At 46.2% G+C, this 20704-nt stretch carries 16 protein-coding genes; 10 read left to right on the top strand and 6 right to left on the bottom strand.

The features are described from left to right. Positions 1-26: 26 nt before the first annotated feature. Positions 27-1316 (bottom strand): citrate synthase, encoded by a 1290-nt coding sequence (locus AC1HDJ_RS11700; protein WP_479535966.1) that lies wholly within the window; start codon positions 1314-1316, stop codon positions 27-29. Positions 1317-1938: 622 nt separating this feature from the next. Here AC1HDJ_RS11700 and sdhC point away from each other — a divergent pair. From sdhC to sucD, 8 genes are all read left to right on the top strand, one after another. Next, positions 1939-2328 carry a succinate dehydrogenase cytochrome b556 subunit gene (gene sdhC / locus AC1HDJ_RS11695; RefSeq protein ID WP_479537123.1) on the top strand — a complete coding sequence of 130 codons (390 nt, stop codon included), beginning with the start codon at positions 1939-1941 and terminating at the stop codon, positions 2326-2328. Next, positions 2322-2669 (top strand): succinate dehydrogenase membrane anchor subunit, encoded by a 348-nt coding sequence (gene sdhD / locus AC1HDJ_RS11690; RefSeq protein WP_479535965.1) that lies wholly within the window; start codon positions 2322-2324, stop codon positions 2667-2669. Before sdhC ends, sdhD begins: the two co-directional genes overlap by 7 nt. Beyond that, positions 2670-4436 carry a succinate dehydrogenase flavoprotein subunit gene (gene sdhA, locus AC1HDJ_RS11685; RefSeq protein ID WP_479535964.1) on the top strand — a complete coding sequence of 589 codons (1767 nt, stop codon included), beginning with the start codon at positions 2670-2672 and terminating at the stop codon, positions 4434-4436. It abuts the gene before it with no gap. Between the two features lie 23 nt (positions 4437-4459). Next, positions 4460-5179, top strand: a complete 720-nt coding sequence (locus AC1HDJ_RS11680) for a succinate dehydrogenase iron-sulfur subunit (RefSeq protein ID WP_479535963.1) — start codon at positions 4460-4462, stop codon at positions 5177-5179. A gap of 253 nt (positions 5180-5432) precedes the next feature. Then, positions 5433-8243 (top strand): 2-oxoglutarate dehydrogenase E1 component, encoded by a 2811-nt coding sequence (sucA, locus tag AC1HDJ_RS11675; protein ID WP_479535962.1) that lies wholly within the window; start codon positions 5433-5435, stop codon positions 8241-8243. A 25-nt stretch (positions 8244-8268) separates the two neighbouring features. Beyond that, a complete protein-coding gene (gene odhB, locus AC1HDJ_RS11670) occupies positions 8269-9516 on the top strand; it encodes a 2-oxoglutarate dehydrogenase complex dihydrolipoyllysine-residue succinyltransferase (protein WP_479535961.1) in 1248 nt (415 codons plus the stop codon). Between the two features lie 89 nt (positions 9517-9605). Beyond that, complete coding sequence (gene sucC, locus AC1HDJ_RS11665) at positions 9606-10772, top strand: ADP-forming succinate--CoA ligase subunit beta (protein ID WP_479535960.1); 1167 nt, start codon at positions 9606-9608, stop codon at positions 10770-10772. Continuing rightward, positions 10772-11644: a succinate--CoA ligase subunit alpha gene (gene sucD / locus AC1HDJ_RS11660; RefSeq protein WP_438622090.1), complete on the top strand. Its 873-nt coding sequence runs from the start codon at positions 10772-10774 to the stop codon at positions 11642-11644. The genes sucC and sucD overlap by 1 nt, the downstream gene beginning before the upstream one ends. Before the next feature lie 129 nt (positions 11645-11773). Here sucD and znuB read toward each other — a convergent pair whose 3' ends face one another. Beyond that, complete coding sequence (gene znuB / locus AC1HDJ_RS11655) at positions 11774-12559, bottom strand: zinc ABC transporter permease subunit ZnuB (protein ID WP_479535959.1); 786 nt, start codon at positions 12557-12559, stop codon at positions 11774-11776. Next, complete coding sequence (gene znuC, locus AC1HDJ_RS11650) at positions 12552-13349, bottom strand: zinc ABC transporter ATP-binding protein ZnuC (protein ID WP_479535958.1); 798 nt, start codon at positions 13347-13349, stop codon at positions 12552-12554. The genes znuB and znuC overlap by 8 nt, the downstream gene beginning before the upstream one ends. A gap of 127 nt (positions 13350-13476) precedes the next feature. Here znuC and AC1HDJ_RS11645 point away from each other — a divergent pair, with 127 nt between their 5' ends. Together AC1HDJ_RS11645 and mepM are read left to right on the top strand one after the other, a co-directional pair. Beyond that, a complete protein-coding gene (locus AC1HDJ_RS11645) occupies positions 13477-14565 on the top strand; it encodes a metal ABC transporter solute-binding protein, Zn/Mn family (protein WP_479535957.1) in 1089 nt (362 codons plus the stop codon). A gap of 19 nt (positions 14566-14584) precedes the next feature. Next, a complete protein-coding gene (gene mepM, locus AC1HDJ_RS11640) occupies positions 14585-15910 on the top strand; it encodes a murein DD-endopeptidase MepM (RefSeq protein ID WP_479535956.1) in 1326 nt (441 codons plus the stop codon). A 164-nt stretch (positions 15911-16074) separates the two neighbouring features. On the opposite strand, the gene fur is transcribed toward mepM, so the two are convergent. From fur to AC1HDJ_RS11625, 3 genes are all read right to left on the bottom strand, one after another. Further along, a complete protein-coding gene (fur, locus tag AC1HDJ_RS11635; RefSeq protein WP_438622085.1) occupies positions 16075-16521 on the bottom strand; it encodes a ferric iron uptake transcriptional regulator in 447 nt (148 codons plus the stop codon). A 461-nt stretch (positions 16522-16982) separates the two neighbouring features. Continuing rightward, positions 16983-19766 carry a magnesium-translocating P-type ATPase gene (gene mgtA / locus AC1HDJ_RS11630; protein WP_479535955.1) on the bottom strand — a complete coding sequence of 928 codons (2784 nt, stop codon included), beginning with the start codon at positions 19764-19766 and terminating at the stop codon, positions 16983-16985. Between the two features lie 581 nt (positions 19767-20347). Next, positions 20348-20575, bottom strand: coding sequence for a GNAT family N-acetyltransferase (locus AC1HDJ_RS11625; RefSeq protein WP_479535954.1), 228 nt, complete (start codon positions 20573-20575; stop codon positions 20348-20350). Positions 20576-20704: the final 129 nt, after the last annotated feature.

Genomic DNA, 20704 nt, shown 5'->3' with positions numbered 1-20704 from the left:
TATTCACGGTATTAATGCGAACAATGTTATTCGCGCTCATGCATTGATTTAAACTCACGCTGCGCTTCACCGGTGTACAACTGGCGTGGACGGGCAATGCGTAATGCACCTTCACTGTGCATTTCATTCCAATGTGCAATCCAACCTACAGTACGGGCGATAGCAAAAATCACCGTAAACATTGAGGTTGGAATACCCATCGCTTTCAAAATAATGCCGGAATAGAAATCAACGTTCGGATACAGTTTCTTCTCAACGAAGTAAGGATCTGACAGCGCAATGCGCTCAAGCTCCATAGCAACATCAAGTAGCGGATCACGGATATCCAGGGTTTTCAGTACTTCATGGCATGTATCACGCATAACAGTGGCACGCGGATCATAGTTTTTATACACACGATGACCAAAACCCATCAGGCGGAAAGGATCATTCTTATCTTTGGCTCTAGCAATAAATTCAGGGATGCGATCAACCGAGCCAATTTGCATCAGCATATTCAAACATGCCTCGTTTGCACCGCCGTGAGCAGGCCCCCACAAAGAAGCGATACCCGCCGCGATACAGGCAAACGGATTTGCGCCTGAAGATCCGGCTGTTCTTACGGTAGATGTTGAGGCATTTTGCTCGTGATCAGCATGCAAAATCAGGATCTTATCCATAGCGCGGGCAAGTACCGGATTTACTTCATACTCTTCACACGGTGTTGCAAACATCATGTACAGGAAGTTTGCTGCATAGGAGAGATCATTGCGCGGATAAATAAAAGGTTGACCAATAGAGTATTTGTAACACATCGCTGCCAGCGTTGGCATTTTGGATAACAAGCGGAATGCTGCAATAGCGCGGTGTTCATCATTGTTGATATCCAGTGAATCATGATAAAACGCCGCTAACGCACCACTGACACCGCACATCACAGCCATTGGGTGAGCATCACGACGGAACCCATGATAGAAACTGGATAATTGCTCGTGCACCATAGTGTGGCGTTTTACCGTATATAGAAAATTGTCATACTGAGTTTTGGTTGGCGCTTCACCGTATAGCAGAATGTAGCAAACTTCGAGATAGTCAGATTTGTTTGCTAGCTGGTCAATCGGAAAACCTCGGTGCAGCAGCACCCCCAGATCGCCATCAATGTAGGTGATTTTCGATTCACATGCGGCGGTAGACATAAAACCGGGATCGAAAGTAAACAAGCCGCGCGTCCCTAGCGGGCGAACATCGACCACATCATTACCCAGCGTACCTTTGTAAACGGGTAAATCAATGGACTCATTGTCGCTCAATTGCAGAGTGACTTTTTGTTCTGCCATAACATTCTCCTTTGCTCTTATTTTTTGAATCCCGATGCAGAATCTAGCCTAAAAATAGAGTGACGTAGGGTGTATTGAATCATGTGGTACTACTGTGCCGCCGTTCACCCCAGCTAGTTTGAATTGCTCTTGCCAATGTTGCACAAGTTCACGAGTAGGAAAAGAGGTATCTGGTTGAACTTTGCACATTAGCAGCATTTTTGGTGCGTATTTTGTAACCGACCATGATGATACATGTCAATTTTGTTTGTTATATTTCATTTGATAATAAAACACGGTCTATGTCTCATAGTTTGTTTAAAACTTATTAACAACTCTTTTCTGGAATTGTAATGCCTTGTTGCGAAAAGTATACTGCGCACAGGTCTTCAAGCTAATGAAGATGTTACCGAGCTGTAAATAAAGTTTGTTTCATGCGTATGATTGCCCGTGCTACAAAGTCGACAAGTCGTCTATAAAATGCCGTCATGTCGTTGCTTAGGTTGCTGTATAGCTACATAGCTATATAAATGCATAGTCGGGCAAGTGATACAGAGCAGCGCCGAGGCAGACGGTTCAGCCGGTAATGTTGAGTAGCATGAAGGTTAATAATGAAAACAAACCGAGCTCACAATGGAGCGGCATGGGCAGAACCGTGAATAAGCAAAGACCTGTTAATCTCGATCTGAAAACGATCAGCTTCCCGATTACCGCAATCGCCTCTATTCTTCATCGGGTCAGCGGTGTTATTACCTTCATCTCTCTTGGCATACTTCTGTGGTTGCTCTCGCTTTCGCTCTCGTCTGAGCAAGGTTTTGAGAGTGCCCGCGCTATTACCGACTCTTTTTTCGTCAAGCTGATTTTGTGGGGCATGCTAACTGCACTGGCCTACCATGTAGTCGGTGGTATTCGCCATTTACTGGCTGATATGGGATACGGCGAAGAGAGCCTTGCAGCTGCAAGCCGCACCGCAAAAATCGCTTTTATTATTACCGCCGTTTTATCACTGTTGGCAGGAGTATTGGTATGGTAACGAATGCAACCGCGTTTGGCCGCAGTGGGGTACATGATTGGCTGTTATTGCGCGCTACCGCGATTATCATGACACTGTACATCCTGTATTTGTTGGGTTTTATGGTCTCTGTACCAGAAATTACCTATGGCATCTGGAAAGGCTTTTTCGCGTTCGGTGTCACGCAGGTTTTTACACTCTTGGCCGTGTTATCAGTATTGGTACATGCATGGATTGGCCTATGGCAAGTACTGACTGACTACATCAAACCTCTGGCGTTACGCTTAACACTGCAATTTGCTGTAGTGATTGTTCTGTTGGTTTATGTCATTGCAACTGCTGTTATTGTGTGGGGTGTTTAAGTGAGGATTGCAACGAAACAATTTGATGCTGTCGTGATCGGTGCTGGTGGCGCGGGCATGCGTGCTGCGCTACAAATCTCACAGTCAGGCCTAACCTGCGCATTGATCTCTAAAGTTTTTCCAACGCGTTCACACACTGTTTCTGCACAAGGCGGAATTACGGTCGCACTGGGTAATGCGCATGAAGACAATTGGGAATGGCACATGTATGACACCGTTAAAGGGTCTGATTACATTGGTGACCAAGATGCTATTGAATACATGTGTAAAACTGGCCCAGAGGCTATTTTAGAGCTGGAAAATATGGGTTTACCCTTTTCCCGTTTTGATAATGGCCGGGTTTATCAGCGTCCGTTTGGTGGTCAATCACGCAACTTTGGTGGTGAGCAAGCTGCTCGTACGGCAGCCGCCGCAGATCGTACCGGCCATGCCTTATTGCATACGCTGTATCAGCAGAATATAAAAAATAAAACCACAATTTTTTCTGAGTGGTATGCCCTTGATCTGGTTAAAAACCAAGATGGCGTGATTTTAGGATGCACCGCAATTTGCCTTGAAACAGGTGAAACCGTCTATTTCAAAGCCAAGGCAACCGTACTTGCTACCGGTGGTGCTGGGCGTATTTTTGCCTCTACAACCAATGCGCACATTAATACCGGCGATGGGGTAGGCATGGCCGTACGTGCAGGTGTTCCTCTGCAGGATATGGAAATGTGGCAATTCCACCCGACCGGTATTGCTGGTGCCGGTGTATTGGTGACAGAAGGTTGTCGCGGAGAGGGTGGCTACCTGCTAAATAAAGATGGCGAACGCTTTATGGAGCGTTACGCACCGAATGCTAAAGATCTGGCTGGGCGTGATGTAGTTGCCCGCTCAATGATGATTGAGATTCGCGAAGGCCGTGGCTGCGAAGGCCCGTGGGGGCCACATATTAAATTGAAGCTCGATCATCTGGGTAAAGATGTGCTCGAGTCACGCTTACCGGGTATTTGTGAACTTTCACGCACCTTTGCGCATGTTGATCCGGTTAATGAGCCTGTACCGGTTATCCCAACCTGTCACTATATGATGGGGGGTATTCCAACACAGGTCAGCGGGCAGGCGTTGGGTCAACATGCTGATGGCACTGACTATGATATTCAAGGTTTGTTTGCTGTAGGTGAAATAGCCTGTGTATCGGTACATGGCGCTAACCGTTTGGGCGGAAACTCCCTGCTAGATCTTGTGGTTTTTGGCCGAGCTACCGGTTTACACCTTGGTGAAACTCTGGCTGCGGCTACCGAAGCGCGCGAAGCTAGTGAGTCTGATATTGAAGCCTCATTGAGCCGAGTGAATCGTTGGAATAATACCCGTCAAGGTGAAGATCCTGTTCAGATTCGTAAAGACTTGCAAAGCTGCATGCAACGTAACTTCTCGGTATTCCGTGAGGGCGATGCTATGGCCGAGGGGCTTGCAGAGTTAAAAACCATTCGTGAGCGTCTGCAATCTGCACGGCTAGATGATACATCGCCTGACTTTAATACCCAGCGTGTAGAGTGTTTAGAGCTTGATAACCTGATGGATACGGCTTATGCCACCGCAGTAGCGGCAAACTTCCGTACAGAAAGCCGCGGGGCACACAGCCGTTTTGATTTCCCTGACAGAGATGACAGCCAGTGGTTATGTCATACCCTGTACAACCCTGTCACCGATACGATGAGTCGCCGTCAGGTCAACATGGAACCGCATTTACGTCCGGCATTTCCACCAAAAGCGCGTACTTATTAAGTCAGGGATAAGGAATTTAGTGAATGAACGTTCATTTTTCAGTATATCGCTATAATCCAGAAACAGATAATGCGCCCTATATGCAGGATCTGACCCTTCAGACAGAAGAGGGGCGCGATATGATGGTGCTCGATGCGCTTATTAAGCTAAAAGAGAGTGACCCTACGCTGTCATTCCGCCGCTCTTGCCGTGAAGGTGTGTGTGGTTCTGATGGCATCAACATGAATGGTAAAAACGGGTTAGCCTGTATTACTCCTCTGTCGGCATTAACGGCATCTTCGCAAGGTAAAGTGGTGATACGCCCGCTGCCAGGGTTACCGGTTGTGCGCGATCTGATTGTTGATATGACTCAGTTCTACACACAGTATGAAAAAATTAAACCGTATCTGATTAATGATGGCAAGCAACCGCCAGAGCGTGAGTTTATTCAGATGCCCGAAGAGCGCGAACACCTTGATGGGCTGTATGAGTGTATTTTATGCGCTTGCTGCTCTACATCATGTCCGTCATTTTGGTGGAACCCGGATAAATTTGTCGGTCCGGCTGGGCTTTTGGCTGCGTATCGTTTTCTGATTGATAGCCGTGACACTGCTACATCGGAACGTTTATCTGAATTAGATGATGCTTTTAGTGTTTTCCGCTGCCATGGCATTATGAATTGCGTTAATGTTTGCCCTAAGGGGTTGAATCCGACAAAAGCTATCGGGCATATTAAATCGATGCTTCTGAGCCGAGCAGTCTAATTGTTCACTTTTTGAATAATTTGTGGCTGAGTTCTGACATTTTACACCCTATTAACGGTATGTTAATGGGGTGTAGAGCAGATACAGCAGCACAGAGTGAAACACCAATATAAAACACGTTGTAATACGTGATTAGAACGATTAAAGCAATAGTTACATCAAGTAACAGGTACAAACCATAATCAGAATGTTCGGTTTTCCCACCCGAACAGAAGCCACGGCAAAAACAACAAATAATATAAAAGGGATTAAGATGGAAAACGGAGCCATTCAAGACTGGTTAGAATCATCACCTCTGGCCGGAGCTAATCAAACTTATGTTGAGCAGCTCTATGAGGACTATCTGACTGACCCTACAAGTGTAGATGATAATTGGCGTGCGGTATTTGACCGTTTACCAACGGTCAATATTACACCCGAGCAACCTCACTCACGGGTAAGGGATTACTTTCGCCGTTTAGCACAAGACTCCTCGCGTTATAACGGTTGTGCGGTGACTGATCCTGAAGCGGATGCAAAACAAGTCCGCGTATTGCAGCTGATCAATGCGTTCCGTTTTCGCGGACACCAGCAGGCAAATTTAGACCCGCTCGGTTTGTGGAAACAAGATCCGGTCGCTGATCTTAACCCCGACTTCCATACTCTAAATGCAGAGGATTTCTCGACAAGTTTTAATGTCGGCTCATTTGCGTGTGGCCAAGATACCTTACAACTCTCGGCCCTTTATCAAGCGCTGCAAGATACTTACTGCGGGTCAATTGGCGCGGAGTACATGCACATCACCAATACTGAAGAGAAACGTTGGATTCAGCAGCGTTTAGAATCAGTGCAAGGTAAACCAGAATTTACGCCACTTGAGCAGCAGATGTTTTTGGCTGAGCTGACAGCGGCTGAAGGGTTAGAACGTTATATCGGTGCTCGCTTCCCAGGCGCAAAGCGTTTTTCTTTGGAAGGCGGCGATGCCATGATCCCGATGGTTAAAGAGCTGATTCGTGGTGCGGCAAAACACGGTACCCGTGAAATTGTTATGGGTATGGCGCACCGTGGCCGTTTGAATATGCTGGTTAACGTTCTGGGTAAAAAACCGGCGGATTTGTTTGATGCATTTGCCGGCAAACATGACGAAGGTTGGGGTACCGGTGATGTGAAATATCACCAAGGTTTCTCTTCTGATTTTGCAACCGAGCAAGGTTCTGTGCATTTAGCGTTGGCATTTAACCCTTCACACCTTGAGATTGTTAACCCTGTAGTAGTGGGGTCAGTACGCGCCAGACAAGATCGTTTAGGGGATACAGAAGGTAGTACGGTATTGCCGATCACCATTCATGGTGATTCCGCCATTGCCGGGCAAGGGGTAGTACAAGAAACATTTAATATGTCTCAGGCGCGGGGTTATAAAGCAGGTGGGACGATCCGTTTGGTGATTAACAATCAGGTCGGTTTTACCACATCAAACCCGAAAGATACGCGTTCAACACAGTACTGTACTGATATCGCGAAAATGGTGCAGGCACCTATTTTCCATGTAAATGCCGATGATCCTGAAGCCGTTGCTTTTGTCGCCCGTTTAGCACTCGATTACCGTTTTGAATTTAAACGTGATGTGGTAATTGATTTGGTCTGCTATCGCCGCCACGGGCATAACGAAGCAGATGAGCCAAATGCTACTCAGCCACTGATGTACCAAAAAATTAAAAAGCATCCTACACCGCGTAAAATCTATGCTGATCGTTTGATTGAACAAGGCATTATTTTGCAGGAAGATGCAACTGAGATGGTCAATGGTTACCGTGATGCGCTTGATAAGGGAGACTGTGTTGTTCCTGAATGGCGTCCGATGCAGATGCATTCGGTTGACTGGGCACCTTATTTGGGGCACGACTGGAATATTGAGTATAAGTCTGCTGTCGATCTGACCCGTTTGCAGGAGCTGGGCCGCCGAGTTTGCCAATATCCTGAAAATCATGTTCTGCACCCGCGTGTTGAAAAGATCTATGCTGATCGAAAAGAGATGACCGAAGGCAATCGTCTACTTGATTGGGGCTTTGCTGAAACGTTGGCATATGCCACTTTGCTGGATGAGTCAGTTGATGTGCGGTTATCCGGTCAAGATGCTGGTCGAGGAACGTTTTTCCACCGTCATGCTGTGTTGCATAATCAAAATGATGCCAGTGTGTATGTTCCGTTATCGAATATTCATCATGGTCAGGGGCAGTTTGAAGTTTGGGATTCTGTACTCTCTGAGGCTGCGGTGTTGGCATTTGAGTACGGTTATGCTACCGCAGAGCCGAGCTCTTTGGTCATTTGGGAAGCACAGTTTGGTGATTTTGCTAACGGTGCGCAGGTGGTTATTGACCAGTTTATCAGTTCAGGTGAGCAAAAGTGGGGCCGCATGTGTGGCGTCACCTTGTTACTGCCGCATGGCTATGAAGGTCAAGGCCCAGAGCACTCCTCTGCCCGTTTAGAACGTTATTTACAATTGTGCGCGGAACAAAATATGCAGGTATGTGTGCCGTCAACACCGGCACAGGTTTACCATATGCTGCGTCGCCAATCTGTACGCCCGATGCGTCGTCCGCTCGTGGTGATGTCACCGAAATCGTTATTGCGTCATCCGCTTGCTGTATCGAGTTTAGAAGACCTGGCTCATGGTGCATTCCTTCCGGCTATTGGTGAAATTGATGCGCTTGATCCGAAAGAGGTCACGCGGGTTGTGTTGTGCTCAGGCAAAGTTTATTACGACTTGTTAGAGCAGCGCCGTAAAAATGGGCAGACCGATGTTGCCATTATGCGGATAGAGCAGCTGTACCCTTTCCCTTACGATACAGTGCGTGAACTATTACAACCTTATGCGCATGTCACAGATTATGTGTGGTGTCAGGAAGAGCCGTTAAATCAAGGTGCTTGGTATTGTAGCCAACATAATTTCCGTCAGGTGATTCCTGCAGACGCGACATTGGCGTATGCGGGGCGTCCGGCATCAGCATCTCCGGCTGTCGGGTATATGTCTTTGCACACGAAACAACAAAAAGATCTAGTAGAAGATGCCTTGCGCACGGAATAAGAACGTATAACGAAGGATGTTAGATATGAGCAGTATTGATATTTTAGTTCCCGATTTGCCCGAGTCTGTGGCAGATGCCACGATTGCTACCTGGCGTAAAAAGCCGGGTGACAGTGTAGAGCGTGATGAAGTTTTAGTTGAAATCGAAACAGACAAAGTGGTGCTTGAAGTTCCCGCAACTGAGAGTGGTGTGCTTGATAGCGTACTAGAGGATGAGGGCGCAACGGTTATTGGCCGTCAACTGATTGGCCGCGTTCGTCCGGTTGCAGTGGCCGGTGAACCAACGTCGGCAAAAGTATCTGAGCCTGAGTCGACACCAGCACAACGTCATACCGCAGGATTGGCTGAAGAGTCTTCTGATGCATTGAGCCCTGCTGTACGCCGTTTAGTATCAGAGCACAATATTGATCCTGCACAGATCAAAGGTTCAGGAGTGGGTGGTCGCATCACTCGCGAAGATGTCGAGAAGTTTGTACAGGATATGCGCAGCCTGAAAGCCGCACCAGCGGTAAGTGCTGTTAGCAATACCAAACCTGTGGCTGCACCAGTATCTGCATCTGCACCTTTAGCGCATCGCAGTGAAAAACGTGTGCCGATGACACGTTTACGTAAACGTATTGCTGAGCGTTTGTTAGAGGCAAAAAACACGACGGCAATGCTGACAACGTTCAACGAAGTTAACATGAAGCCGATTATGGATTTGCGTAAGCAATACGGTGATGTGTTTGAAAAACGTCATGGTGTTCGCTTAGGCTTTATGTCTTTCTATGTGAAAGCGGTGGTTGAAGCGTTAAAACGCTTCCCTGAAATTAATGCCTCTATCGATGGTGATGATGTTGTTTATCATAACTATTTTGATATCAGCATGGCCGTTTCTACACCACGTGGATTGGTGACACCGGTATTGCGCGATGGAGATGTACTCAGCTTAGCTGATATTGAGAAAAGCATTAAAGCGCTGGCGGAAAAAGGGCGTGACGGCAAATTAACTGTGGAAGACCTTACTGGCGGTAATTTCACCATTACCAATGGTGGTGTATTCGGCTCATTAATGTCGACCCCGATTATTAACCCACCACAAAGTGCAATTCTTGGTATGCATGCGATCAAAGACCGCCCAATGGCGGTAAATGGTCAGGTGCAAATTTTACCGATGATGTATCTGGCACTCTCTTATGATCACCGCTTAATTGATGGCCGTGAATCGGTCAGCTTCTTGGTGACAGTAAAAGATCTGCTTGAAGACCCAACCCGACTTTTACTCGATATTTAATCAGAGTAATAAGGCCCGGCAGTCGAAAAAGACCGGGCTATTTCAAGCAATGACACCCAGGAATAGATCATTAACACGGATAGAACATCATGAATTTGCATGAATATCAGGGTAAACAGTTGTTCGCGCAGTATGGCCTGCCAGTATCGGAAGGTTATGCGTGCCGTTCTCAGCAGGAAGCTATTGATGCTGCCGATAAAATTGGCGGAGATTGCTGGGTTGTAAAATGTCAGGTACATGCTGGTGGCCGTGGTAAAGCGGGCGGTGTGAAGCTGGCAAAATCAAAAGATGAGATTCGCGCATTTGCCGATCAGTGGCTGGGTAAAAACTTAGTGACTTATCAGACTGATGCTAAAGGTCAGCCAGTGAATACCATTTTGGTAGAGAGCTGTACGGATATTGCAAAAGAGCTGTATTTAGGTGCAGTGGTGGATCGTGCAACGCGTCGGGTGGTGTTTATGGCATCAACCGAAGGCGGTGTGGATATTGAGACAGTTGCTGCAAAAACACCCGAGCTTATCCACAAAGCCGCACTTGATCCTATTTGCGGACCACAGCCATATCAGGGCCGTGAGCTGGCATTTAAATTAGGGTTAACCGGTGAGCAAATCCGCCAGTTTACTCATATTTTTATGGGGCTAGGTAAGCTGTTTATCGAAAGTGATTTAGCCTTGCTGGAGGTAAACCCGCTGGTGATCACCACCACCGGAAATCTGCACTGCCTTGATGCTAAAATTGTGGTTGATTCCAATGCGTTGTATCGCCAACCGGCACTGCGTGCAATGCAAGATCCGTCACAAGAAGATCAGCGTGAAGCACATGCTGCGCAGTGGGAAATAAACTATGTTGCACTTGAGGGCAATATAGGTTGTATGGTCAATGGCGCAGGTTTGGCGATGGGTACCATGGATATCGTTAAACTGCATGGCGGTGCACCGGCTAACTTCTTGGATGTTGGCGGTGGCGCGACGAAAGAGCGTGTGACTGAGGCTTTTAAAATCATCTTATCTGATGAAAATGTGAAAGCGGTACTGGTCAACATTTTTGGCGGAATAGTGCGCTGTGATCTGATTGCTGATGGCATTATTGGTGCTGTGGAAGAAGTTGGTGTCAGTATTCCGGTGGTTGTGCGTTTAGAAGGTAATAATGCCGAGTTAGGTGCGAAAAAACTGGCAGACAGCGGATTAAATATCATTGCTGCAACCAGTTTGACCGATGCTGCTCAGCAAGTTGTTCATGCTGCGGAGGGTAAATAATGTCTATTCTGATTGATAAGAATACCAAGGTTATTTGCCAAGGTTTTACCGGCGGGCAGGGCACATTTCACTCTGAACAGGCGCTGGCATACGGTACACGTTTAGTCGGTGGTGTTTCACCGGGTAAAGGTGGCTCGTATCACTTAGATTTACCCGTATTTAATACCGTGCGTGATGCAGTAGAAGTGACTGGCGCGACTGCGTCAGTGATTTATGTTCCTGCACCATTTTGTAAAGATGCCATTTTAGAAGCAATTGATGCCGGCATTGAGTTGATTGTTTGTATTACCGAGGGTATCCCAACGCTGGATATGTTGCAGGTCAAAGTGCGCCTTGAGCAGAGTGGTGTGCGGATGATCGGCCCTAACTGTCCGGGGGTGATTACACCGGGTGAGTGTAAGATTGGGATTATGCCTGGCCATATTCATCTTCCTGGGCGTGTGGGCATTGTTTCTCGCTCTGGTACGCTGACTTATGAGGCGGTGAAACAGACAACGGATGAAGGTTTTGGCCAGTCTACCTGTGTAGGTATTGGCGGTGATCCGATCCCTGGTTCTACCTTTATTGATATTTTACGTTTGTTCCAAGACGATCCGAAAACAGAAGCTATTGTGATGATTGGTGAAATTGGCGGTAGTGCAGAGGAAGAAGCGGCTGCATTTATTAAGGCTAATGTAACCAAACCTGTGGTGTCCTATATTGCTGGTGTTACTGCACCGAAAGGCAAACGTATGGGGCATGCGGGTGCGATTATCTCTGGCGGAAAAGGAACGGCAGATGAGAAATTTGCAGCACTTGAAGATGCCGGCGTTAAAACGGTACGTTCATTAGCCGATATTGGTGCTGCACTGCGTGAAGTTACCGGCTGGTAAGCTTGGTAATGAAACTAGCGCGGTAATAAAACAAGTTCGATAATGAAATTTAAGAGTGCAGTGATCGAGTGAAGTGATTCCCTGAATATGTACTCATAAAAACGCCTCTTTAAAGAGGCGTTTTTTGTTTTATGCTTTTTGTGTTTTACATAAGCTGAGTATAAATAGCGCAGCAGAGCAGATGACAACGGAAGGCCCAGCCGGTGTGTCGTATTCCCATGAGAGCAGTAAACCACCGGTAACGGATAACATACCAAACAGTGTGGCAAAACCAGCCATTTGTTCTGGCGTGCGTGAGAAACGGCGCGCTGTTGCTGCGGGGATAATCAGCAATGAGGTGATTATTAATGCCCCAACAAACTTCATGGCTAATCCGATAGTAATAGCAGTAGTCAGCATCAGTAATAACCGCATTTTATTAAGGTTAATACCATCAACATAGGCTAATTCGGGGTTGATAGTGACTGAAAGCAGAGCATCCCAGTGCCAGCGAAGTATCGCAAGAACAGCCAGTGATCCTATACAGATCCAGCTGATATCTCCCCAGGTGATAGCTAATAGATCACCGAACAGATAGGCCATGAGATCGACACGTACATCACTCATCAGGCTAACGGTAACAAGGCCGAGCGATAAGCTGCTGTGCGCTAAAATGCCCAGTAGTGTATCAATGGCCAGATAGGGTTTCCGTTCTAACCAAACAAGGCCTGCACCTAAGACCAATGTGAGCCCTAAAATGGTGAAGTAGGGGTTTACATCTAGCAAAAATCCGAGTGCTACGCCCAGTAATGAGGCGTGTGCCAGCGTATCACCAAAATAGGCCATTCTGCGCCAGACAACAAAAGATCCTAATGGGCCGGTGGCCAGGGTTAACAGCATTCCGGCCAGCCAGCCGGGGAGCAAGATCTCAATCATGCTTAGCTCCTTTGGTGATGGCGTTAATCACGCAACCATTCAGGCCATGCGCATGATCATGGTGGTGTTGATATACCGCTAATTTCTTTGGCAATTGCCCGCCAAACATGGATAAAAACTCAGGATGATGCGAAATATGCTCGGGCGTGCCTGAGCAGCAAATGTGTTGATTAATACAGAGCACTTCATCGGTTTTTGCCATAACTAAATGGAGATCATGGGAAACCATTAGTACACCGCAGCCGAGAGTATCGCGCAGTACGGTAATAAGATCGTACAGTGCCATCTGGCCATTAACATCAACGCCCTGCATCGGTTCATCAAGAACTAAAATATCGGGTTGATTGATTAGCGCACGAGCTAGCAAAACCCGCTGTGTTTCACCACCGGAAAGTTTTTGCATCGGCTGATCAAGTAAATGGAGCGCTTTTACCTGTGAAAGTGCCGTAGAGATATCACTGATATGGCCATTTTTTTTCAACGAGAGAAAGCGTTTTACTGTCAGCGGCAGCGTGGTATCAAGGTGCAATTTTTGCGGAACATAACCAATTTTCAATCCATTTTTACGGATAATTTGACCTGCTGATGGGGTAATTAAACCTAAAACTGTGCGGACCAGTGTTGATTTTCCTGCACCATTTGGCCCCAATAGCGTAATGATTTTTTGCTTATGGATAGAGAGTGAAATGTTATTGAGTACCGTTTTATCACCAAAAGTGACATTGATATTTTTAAGTTCAATCAATGGTGATGATGATTCAGCAGTATTTGGTGTAGCTGAATGAAACATAGTTGACTGCGACATAATGGGCGTTGGGCCAGTGCTCCTGAAAAAGGATGCATAAAGGTGATTCATCTTTAAAAGATGTAATGTTATATTATAACATTGTCGTTCTAGGTCTAGCAGAGATTTTTGTATGATTAAGCGTATTTGTCTACTGAGTTTGTTTGTTCTGCCCACTTTTAATGCATCAGCGTATGTATTGACCTCGGTAAAACCTTTGGGTTTTATTGCTTCAGCGATTGCTGACGGGGTGACAACAACAGAAGTGCTACTACCAAATGGTACTTCACCGCATGACTATGCGTTACGTCCTTCCGATATTAAACGTATTCAGGGGGCTGATTTAGTGGTGTGGGTTGGCAATGAAATGGAGCCTTTTTTAGTGAAGCCCCTCGCGGAAAAAGATCTTTCACAACAAATTCAGGTAAAAACATTGTCGTCAGTCATACCACTTTTACATGATGATGACGATAATAAGACAGCAGCAAAAGAGGGCGTTACCGAGCACAACCATAAAGATCATGGCCATGCCGAGCATGAGCATGCCGGTCACCATGATGATGAAGCCGATGAACATCATCCGCATGAAAATGAAGCACAAAAAACTGTGGTAGATCAGCATAATCATGCTGTGGCGGATATTGAAAAAACGAAAGAAACTGCACCGACTATGAGTGCGGAAAGCCATGATGGGCATAATCACGGTTCGGCCGATTTACACGTCTGGATGTCACCTTCGATTGCTTTGCATACAGCCGTTGCAATTCATGATCATTTATTGGAACTTTTTCCGGAACAAAAAGACAAATTAGATGCCAATCTTCAATATTTTAAAACGCAAATTGCGCATTTACCTGAAAAAGTTGGTAGCATACTCCGCCCTGTACAACATAATGCGTATATTGTGTTTCATGACGGGTATGGATATTTTGAATCTTTTGCTGGCTTGCATAACGTTGGGCACTTCACGGTTAACCCTGAAGTAGCGCCTGGAGCTAGAACGTTAAAGGAGATTAAGCAGAAGATTCAGCAGCAAAACGTGACTTGTGTATTTACCGAACCTCAGTTTAGACCTGCGGTGGTTGATGCTGTAACGCGGGGTACATCGGTTAATATTGGTACGCTTGATCCTCTCGGTGAGAAGGTTTCTCTCGGCAAGGACAGCTATATTCAATTTCTTGAGCAGCTATCTCGACAATACGCCAGCTGCTTGGGGAAATAAAAAAAATTGAGGTAACAAAGTGCAAGAATTTGTCAGGTCTGTCTCACTAGCTCTCAACAGCCTGCCACGATTACATAAAGTGCTTTTAGGGATGCTCACGGTGCTGACGTTAACAGTCGCTGCGTGGAATCCTGTATTGCATCATAGTGCGCCGTTGACGCGAGAAGTACCGCTGGATGATATTGAGACACAGCGGGCATTACAGCCGGAAGCCAGTGAACCGTTAGATCAGGTCATGCCAAATGATGCTCCTGAACTTGAGCCAGAAAAAGACGATCTGGATCAAAAAATGGAAGAGGCGGTACACGAGCATACGGTCGAGAGCGGTGAAACACTCGGCAGTATTTTGACGCAATACGGCATTGATATGTCGGATATTCATGCACTGACCAAAAGCAACCCAGAAGTGCAAAAACTGGGGATTGGCCAAGAGTTATCATGGAAGTTGAGTGATGACGGTGGTTTACAGCAGCTAAGCTGGATTGTTAATAACCGTGATACCCGCATCTATGATCGTAATGCAAACGGTACATTTAAACGTACCGTACAGACAATGCAAGGGTCATGGCAAAATGACCGTGTTGCAGGTACGGTCAATGGCAGTTTTGTGGCTAGTGCAAAAGCTGCCGGTTTATCTACCCGTGAAATTCAACAGGTAACGAAAGCACTGCAGTGGCAGGTTGATTTTCGTAAACTCAAAAAAGGCGATAAGTTTAGTGTGCTGATGTCGCGCGAGTTTCTTGATGGCAAAGTGACAGGATCTGGCGAAGTAAAAGCGGTGCGCTTGAATACAGCGGGTAAAGATTACTATGCTATTCAGGCAGAAGATGGCCGTTTCTATAACCGTGAAGGTTCTGGTTTAGCAAAAGGTTTCTTGCGTTTACCGACGTTAAAGCAGTTCCGTATTTCATCTAACTTTAATCCACGTCGTCTGCATCCGGTGACTAAGCGTATTGCACCGCATAACGGTGTTGATTTTGCCGCGCCAATCGGAACGCCGGTGTTGTCTATTGGTGATGGTGAAGTAGTGAAAGCGGGTTATCATCCTTATGCCGGTAATTACGTTGTTATCCGTTTGGGCCGCCAATATCAGACGCGCTTTTTGCACTTGAGCAAACTGTTGGTTAAGCAGGGGCAAAAAGTGAAAAAAGGTGATCGTGTGGCACTGTCTGGTAATACCGGGCGCTCAACCGGCCCGCATCTGCACTATGAATTTTTGCTCAATGGCCGTGCTGTTGACCCGTTAAAAGCGAAACTACCAATGTCTGATGGCCTTGCCGGTAAAGATCGCCGTTCATTCTTGGCAAGAACAAAAGAGTTTTTACCGCAGTTAACACTCGATTAAGTACATCCCTTCTTCTGCCGGTTATCTTCTCAACGGGCAGAAACAAAAAAAGCAGTGCAATGAATAATTGCACTGCTTTTTTTATGTGGAATGCCTGGCTTTCTACGTCTTCAGCCTATTATGGGCTGCGTGCGATGAGCAGAATATTGGCGGGTTTATCTATATTACTTAAGATCGTGCTGCGTTGGGTCTTGGCGGCAATCGCCATCAGCACAGTGACCATACATATATAGGCTATGGTTGGTTAACCGGATCCCGTAACGGCTGGCAATTTCTTTTTGGCGCTGTTCAATAACGTCATCACTAAACTCAATCACTTTTCCGCAATCTAAACAGATTAAGTGATCATGATGATGTTGCTGAGTGAGCTCAAAAACAGATTTTCCGCCTTCAAAATTATGTCGGCTTACAATGCCGGCATCATCAAACTGGTTGAGAACCCGATAAACTGTTGCCAAACCAATCTCTTCACCCACATCAATCAGCTTTTTATACAAATCTTCGGCACTGATGTGCTGGCAATTGCCCGTTTGCAACAGTTCAAGAATTTTAAGGCGTGGCAAAGTAACTTTGAGCCCCGCTTTTTTTAGCGCAGTGTTGTTGTCTGTCATATATCCAGCGTTCCTGATTTTTATAGTCGAGGCAGAGGTAATCCATGCCGGAGTAAAAATGATCTTGTCAGGTATTATAAGAGTTGCGTGATCAACTTAAAACCGTTAAATCTGCTCTGTTTTGTCTAAATCAGAGTACACCGTGTGTCGGTATGCTTGTGATGAGCATAGGTTACATTACAAACCGAGAGTTGTTTCACGACAGTCTTATCTCTGTTATATCATGCATAGCTGATTTGTTTATGGTTGTTATGCGTGTGAGCTGCGGCAATTGATTGTAAGAAGGCTAGTGCTAGGCTGTGTTTTTGCCTATCAGGGGAAGTGGGGATGTAAATCATTCTGAGATGGCACGTATGTTATGTATTAAATACCGTGTATTTATTATGAATTAAGCGGGAAGCACTCATGCTGATGAGCGGATTCCCGCGATAAAAGTCAGGTATTAGCGTTACATTTACCGATTAATGAACAAACCAGCGTTTAACGGTTTGAGTCAATACCATATACCCGCTGAGGATGAGCAACAGCCACGGGAAGTAGCTTAGAGGAAGTGTCTCGAGCTGTAAGTATGGTGCAAGCGGTGAAAATACCAGCCCGATACCCACGACCACAACAACCATTGTCATTACCATTAAAATCCACGATGGCCGGCTTTGCAGGAATGGGATCTTACGGGTACGGATCATATGCACAATCAATGTTTGTGATAATAACCCTTCAACAAACCAGCCGGACTGAAACAGAGTCTGTGCACCCACGTTATCGGCTTTAAACACATACCACATCAGGCAATAGGTCAAAACATCAAAGATAGAGCTAATTGGGCCAAAAAATAGCATGAATTTGCCAAGTTCATCTGTATTCCAGCGTTGTGGCGTTGTCAGCTGATCATCATCGACATTATCAAACGGAATGGCTACCTGTGAGATATCGTACAGCAGATTTTGGATCAGTAAGTGAATCGGCAACATTGGTAAAAAGGGCAGAAAAGCACTGGCAATCAGTACACTAAAAACATTACCAAAATTCGAGCTGGCTGTGATTTTAATGTACTTCAACATGTTGGCAAAAGTTTTGCGTCCTTCAAGAACTCCCTGTTCGAGCACCATCAGGCTCTTTTCCAGCAAAATAATATCAGCAGCTTCTTTGGCGATATCAACCGCCGAATCAACTGAAATGCCAATATCAGCAGCGCGCAGTGCAGGCGCATCATTAATGCCATCGCCCATAAAGCCAACCACATGGCCCTCTGCCCGCAGTGTTTGTACGATCCTCTCTTTGTGCAGTGGAGTGAGCTTGGCAAAGACCGTGGTGTGTGTGACTGCGCTGGCAAGCTCTGCATCACTGAGCTGATCAATGTGCGCCCCGAGCAAAATATTTCCGGCATCAAGCCCGACATCGTGGCACACTTTTGCGGCGACCAGTTCATTATCACCGGTCAGGATTTTTACCTGTATACCGTTGGCCTTTAATGCAGAAAGAGCCGGAGCAGTAGTCTCTTTTGGGGGATCGAGAAAAGCAATATAGCCTTCCAAGATTAATTCGTACTCATCGGCAACACTGTATTGCTCGCTGTGATCAATTAGCGTTTTGCTGGCAACTGCAACAACGCGTAGCCCTTGCTGATTTAAGTCACGGGTGATACTGCGCACAGCATCAAGGCGATCACCGGAAAGTGAAACTACTTCTTCGTTAATCCGCGCATGCGTGCAGACAGCAAGGATTTCTTCGAGTGCACCTTTACAGATAAGCTCATCTGGCCCATTTGTTGCGCGAACTACTACCGACATGCGGCGGCGCTCAAAATCAAATGGAATTTCATCTACTTTGTGCAGGCCAAGCCCGAGCCCCAAATCAAGGCCGGTAACGGCCAGATTCTTATCCGCCCCTTTTTCCAGCACCGCAACATCCAGCAGATTTTTCAGGCCGGTTTGGTAGTAACTGTTTAACCATGCATAACGCAGAACCTGCTCACACGGCTTGCCTTCAATATCGGTGTGGCGCTCAAGAATAATCTTGTCTTGCGTGAGCGTACCGGTTTTATCGGTACAGAGTACATCCATCGCGCCAAAGTTTTGGATGGCATCAAGACGCTTGACGATTACCTTCTGCTTTGACAGCTTCACAGCGCCTCTGGCCAGCGTTGATGTTACGATCATCGGCAACATTTCAGGCGTTAGCCCAACGGCAACAGAGAGTGCAAACAGTGCCGCTTCCCACCAGTCTCCTTTGGTAAATCCGTTGATCAGCAAAACAACCGGCGTCATCACCAACATAAAGCGGATTAATAGCCAGCTAACTTTACTTAAACCGGTTTGAAAGGCATTGGGCTCATCATGTTGGCGAATAACCCGTTCAGCAAGAGTACCAAAATAGGTATTTTTTCCGGTACCGATAACCACAGCAATTGCCGTACCGCTGACCACGTTCGTTCCCATAAAGCAGAGATTTTCACGTTGCAGGGGATCATGCATGTTACTTTCCGCTGAACTATCAATCGGTTGATCCGTTGATTGACTCGTTTGTTGTTTCGAAAGTGACTCGCGGTAGCGCAGTACTGATTTTTCAACCGGAATTGATTCGCCGGTTAAAGAGGCTTGGCTGATAAACAGATCTTTGGCTTTGATGATGCGCAGATCGGCGGGGATCATATCCCCGGCAGAGAGTTTGACAATATCACCCGGCACCAGCTGTGACATTGGGATCTCTTGCTGGCTGCTGTGGCCGGTGAGATCATCACTTCGGATCACGGTCGCGGTATTAGAGACCATGGCTTTGAGCTTGTCAGCCGCTTTGTTTGAGCGTGATTCCTGAATAAAGTGCATAAACGTTGAAATCAGCACCATAGTGGCGATAACAACAACAGCCTGTATATCTTCTGTCGCATACGAAATAATCGCCAACAGGGTGAGCAGCAGATTAAACGGGTTACGGTAGCAGTGCCATAGGTGTTTCCACCAGGGTAAGGCTGAGTGATCTTCGAGCATGTTCTCGCCATGCTCAGCCTGTTTTTCACGGATTTCTTTCTCGGTTAACCCTTCAGGATGACTTTTACAGCGGGTAAAGAGAGCGCTCTCATCATAATCAGAATGCGTAAGATAGTGCTGGGTAAGGTGATCTGTGACCGGTTTTTGTGCTTTCCACTGCCGAGGATGTGTTGGCAGCGAATCACGGGCGACCAAGCGGCGCGGTAACTTACGGGTTAAAAAAGAGACCAGTAGTGTTGGAATTTGATTAAATTGCATAGGCTTGCACCTTTGTTACGCATGAGCATCTGGCTCAGGCTTGGCTAAAGGGTATACAAGCAGAGAGGGCGAATGGATAAGCTTCGCTCTCTGTTGCCTGTCCGTGCGCTCCGGTCAGGCAACAGAATGTACTGCACTGATTTACCGGAACACAGTTGGTTGATATTGCATTAATACTGTGGGCGCTGGGTCCATATTCGGTTTGGTTAACCTCCGGTGCTGTGCAGTGATAAATAATGAATAAAAAATGATTTCATCATCGAAATGATGCAGAAAAACATGCGCAATAGGTGTTGATACTCCTACTTACTGCATTATCTCTGCTGAAGATAGTACGCTTGCCGATGTAAACAAAGAATAAACCATGCTATAACGCCGGCAAAAAAGGTGTATAAAATCAGGTACAACCTGACTGGACAGCCGTGATATAAAAAATTGGTCGTGATTAAATGGGAAGGTTGTTAAAGAAAATCCAAATGGGGTAGGAGAGAGATGAATTTACTTATCAGTGAATTGGTTAGGGAAGATAATGCCAAAATTGATCGGCATTATCTGGGAAATATAGGCGTCTATAAATTAGGTTACAGAAGTGAGGCTGACTGCGGTATAAAAAATGCACTTGGCTCATCAGCATAGACACAAGCTGTGTGGCTATAGGTCAGGCCTAACCGAGTTAATAGATTAATTGAGCGTGTATTTTCAGGATCTGTAATACCAATAATACGCGGTAATTTTAATTGCTGATAGCCGTACTGTAAGCACGCTTGAGCCGCTTCCAGCATATAACCTTTTCCCTCATAAAGCTGCAACTTTGCATGTTACACCTTTGTGATGTGTTTACCGTATGGTTTTGATTTTACTGCGACTGTAGCAGGGGCTTACTTGAATAAACACAGGGTAAGAGTACCCTGCGTTATAATGTGTACTCATATGTCATA

Source organism: Plesiomonas sp. ISS29 (assembly GCF_056522795.1).
The sequence above is the reverse complement of the archived record's forward strand: the minus strand, read 5'-3'. Positions and strand labels throughout refer to the sequence as shown.

Bases quoted from the DNA above. Each gene is read 5' to 3' on its own strand.
- AC1HDJ_RS11700 (WP_479535966.1), bottom strand. From the start codon at position 1,316: ATGGCAGAACAAAAAGTCACTCTGCAATTGAGCGACAATGAGTCCATT.
- sdhC (WP_479537123.1), top strand. From the start codon at position 1,939: ATGGGCAGAACCGTGAATAAGCAAAGACCTGTTAATCTCGATCTGAAA.
- sdhD (WP_479535965.1), top strand. From the start codon at position 2,322: ATGGTAACGAATGCAACCGCGTTTGGCCGCAGTGGGGTACATGATTGG.
- AC1HDJ_RS11680 (WP_479535963.1), top strand. From the start codon at position 4,460: ATGAACGTTCATTTTTCAGTATATCGCTATAATCCAGAAACAGATAAT.
- sucA (WP_479535962.1), top strand. From the start codon at position 5,433: ATGGAAAACGGAGCCATTCAAGACTGGTTAGAATCATCACCTCTGGCC.
- odhB (WP_479535961.1), top strand. From the start codon at position 8,269: ATGAGCAGTATTGATATTTTAGTTCCCGATTTGCCCGAGTCTGTGGCA.
- sucC (WP_479535960.1), top strand. From the start codon at position 9,606: ATGAATTTGCATGAATATCAGGGTAAACAGTTGTTCGCGCAGTATGGC.
- sucD (WP_438622090.1), top strand. From the start codon at position 10,772: ATGTCTATTCTGATTGATAAGAATACCAAGGTTATTTGCCAAGGTTTT.
- znuB (WP_479535959.1), bottom strand. From the start codon at position 12,559: ATGATTGAGATCTTGCTCCCCGGCTGGCTGGCCGGAATGCTGTTAACC.
- znuC (WP_479535958.1), bottom strand. From the start codon at position 13,349: ATGTTTCATTCAGCTACACCAAATACTGCTGAATCATCATCACCATTG.
- AC1HDJ_RS11645 (WP_479535957.1), top strand. From the start codon at position 13,477: ATGATTAAGCGTATTTGTCTACTGAGTTTGTTTGTTCTGCCCACTTTT.
- fur (WP_438622085.1), bottom strand. From the start codon at position 16,521: ATGACAGACAACAACACTGCGCTAAAAAAAGCGGGGCTCAAAGTTACT.
- mgtA (WP_479535955.1), bottom strand. From the start codon at position 19,766: ATGCAATTTAATCAAATTCCAACACTACTGGTCTCTTTTTTAACCCGT.